1 protein-coding gene is annotated in these 2473 nt (G+C 68.7%); it reads right to left on the bottom strand.

The genetic code is table 11. The features are described from left to right. Window positions 1-268: 268 nt before the first annotated feature. Window positions 269-1855: a tetratricopeptide repeat protein gene (locus tag G5B56_RS19705; RefSeq protein WP_164964341.1), complete on the bottom strand. Its 1587-nt coding sequence runs from the start codon at window positions 1853-1855 to the stop codon at window positions 269-271. Between the last annotated feature and the right edge of the window lie 618 nt (window positions 1856-2473).

The following is a 2473-nucleotide window of genomic DNA, read 5'->3' as shown; positions in this document are numbered from 1 at the left end:
ACCGACGTCGACAGCGGCCAGCCATGACCCAGCCCCGCTGACCCGAGAGCCCTGCCCGATCCGGCCCCGCGGCGACAGGGACACGCCGCCGCGACTGCGGCGCCCCCCCTCTTCCCGCCGGAGGCACCTTGCAGAAGCACCTCGCGGACCCAAAGGCGCACCTCGGGTCCGCGCACGTCTCGCGAGTCAGCGACTGCGCGACACAGGCGTGGACACAGCCCCGCCGGCGCAACACGTCCGAGCGTCGAGCCCGGACCCAGGACACGACTCAGCAGGCACCCGAGTCCCACTCGAACTGGCTCGTCAGCGGATTGAAACGCTGGCGCGCCTGGAAGCGGACCTTGCGTCCGCTGTCGTAGGTGCGATAGCAGTCGCCGTTGACACAGCGGGTGTTGCAGGTCGTCACGCCCGGGCGGGCGGCCGGGCGCGCCGGATAGAGACCGTCGGCCGACGCCGGGCGCGCTGGCGCCGGGGCCGGGGCTTCGGCCTTCACCCGGGGCGCACCCATCGCAGAGCCCGGCTTCCAAGCGCGCGCCAGGCGCTGCCCATCCTGAAGTTGAGCCTTGCTCAACCGCGCGGCGAGCGCGTTGCGCTCTTCCGCCGCATCGGGATGCGGCGTGTCGGCACTGGCCGCGAGGTTGAGCCACGCGTAGGCCTGGATCGGGCTCGCAGGGAGCCCTTCGCCGTCGCGCAGCATCAGCGCGAAGTTTCGCTGCCCCCAGGCATTGCCCTGGCGCGCCGAGAGCTCGTACCAGCGCGCAGCTTCGCTCGCGTCCTGTCGCACGCCGTCACCCAGTTCATATAGGAGGCCGAGGTTGTTCTGCGCGTCCGAGTCGCCCTGTTCGGCAGCCTTGAGATACCAGGCGGCAGCCTCGCGAGGACTCTTCTCGACACCTTCGCCGCTGGCATACGCATAGGCAAGCTTGAACTGGGCACGCGCGCGCCCCTGTTCGGCCGCCTTGCGATACCAGACGACCGCCTCGTGGGCGTCCTTGGCCACGCCATCGCCGCCGGCCAGGGCGACACCGAGAAGGTACTGGGCGCGAGGCTCACCCTGTTCTGCGGCCTTGCGATACCAAGCCGCCGCCTGCTCCGGATCCTTCGTCACGCCGAGACCCGAGGCCAGCAGAACCCCAAGATTGGCTTGCGCCATCGCGAGACCCTGCTCTGCCGCGTACCGGTACCAGACGACCGCCTGGACGTAGTCCTGAGGCAGACCCTGCCCTCGCTCTGACATCCAGCCGATCCAGTTCTGCGCATCGGCGTCACCCTGGTCCGCCGACTTGCGGAACCAGCCCGCGGCCGCGGCCACATCCTTCTTGACGCCACTGCCATTGAACAGCAGCCGACCGAAGTTGCGCTGCGCGATGGCATCACCCCGCTCGGCCGCCCAGCGGTACCAACGGGACGCCTCGCCGACACTCTTCTGGACGCCGAGCCCCTGCTCGTGCAGCCAGCCGATCCAGTTCCCGGCTGCGAGGTGCCCCTGGTCCGCGGCCTTGCGGAACCACGAGGCCGCCTGCGCGTAGTCCTGCGGCAGCCCCTCGCCCTTCACGTACAGATAGGCAACACCATACTGGGACGCGCCATGGCCCTGCAGGGCCGCCTTGCGATACCAGGCCGCGGCGTCCTCGCGGCTCCGCTGGACGCAGACGCCGTCGTAGTACGCACCGGCCAGTGCGTTCTGATAAGAGGCATCGCCGGACTCGGCGCCGCGACGCAGCTCCTCGAGCGCAGTCGTGCAATCGCCTTTGCCCATGCGCTCGTACCAGTCGCCGGCGGACTCGGCGCTGGCCGGCATGGCGGAAACGGACAGCAGCGCCAGCAGCGTGGCGACGACGTTCTTGGTATTCATGTTTTCTCCCTCGGTTCGTGGCAGGCGCCCGAGTCGCCTCGGCGCCAGGCGGATGCAGCCGCCAGAAGACACGGACGGAGGCAACGTTGGTCACCGCGAGGCCACGACGCAGGTCACAGCCGATGGCCTCAAACATCAGCGGCATCCGTCCGATGTCGATGCCAAGCGGCAGGAAGACGAGCACCCGACCGGCGGCACTGCCCGCTACCCCGGCCCGGCATCGGCGATGCGGCAAAGACGGACGCCCTGGTATCGGCGACGCCATGACCGGATTAACCGGCACGACGAACACGGTTTGACGCAGATGAACGGGGGCCGGCGACGGCGACACGAAAGGCGCCACGACGTCATTCATCAAGTGGACGCACGCGCAACCACGCGAACAGCAGCAGGATCCGCGCAAAGCCGATCGGCAACGGGCTACCGAGCATGCCCCGAGCACCGACCGAGGCCGGTCGCCGAAGCGAAGTCACACGCGACAGCACGTGTGCCGTGCGGCACGCAGAACCCACAGGACAAAGAAAAACGGGTTAGCCCTTTCGGAGCTAACCCGTTTTCTAGAACGTAGTTCTGGTGCGGCTGGCAGGAATCGAACCCACGACCCCTTGGTTCGTAGCC

This window comes from Rubrivivax sp. JA1026 (assembly GCF_011065555.1).
Taxonomy (GTDB): Bacteria; Pseudomonadota; Gammaproteobacteria; order Burkholderiales; family Burkholderiaceae_C; genus Rubrivivax; species Rubrivivax benzoatilyticus.
Note: the sequence above shows the minus strand (reverse complement) of the source record. Positions and strands in the feature narration are given on the sequence as shown.

Bases quoted from the DNA above. Each gene is read 5' to 3' on its own strand.
- G5B56_RS19705 (WP_164964341.1), bottom strand. From the start codon at position 1,855: ATGAATACCAAGAACGTCGTCGCCACGCTGCTGGCGCTGCTGTCCGTT.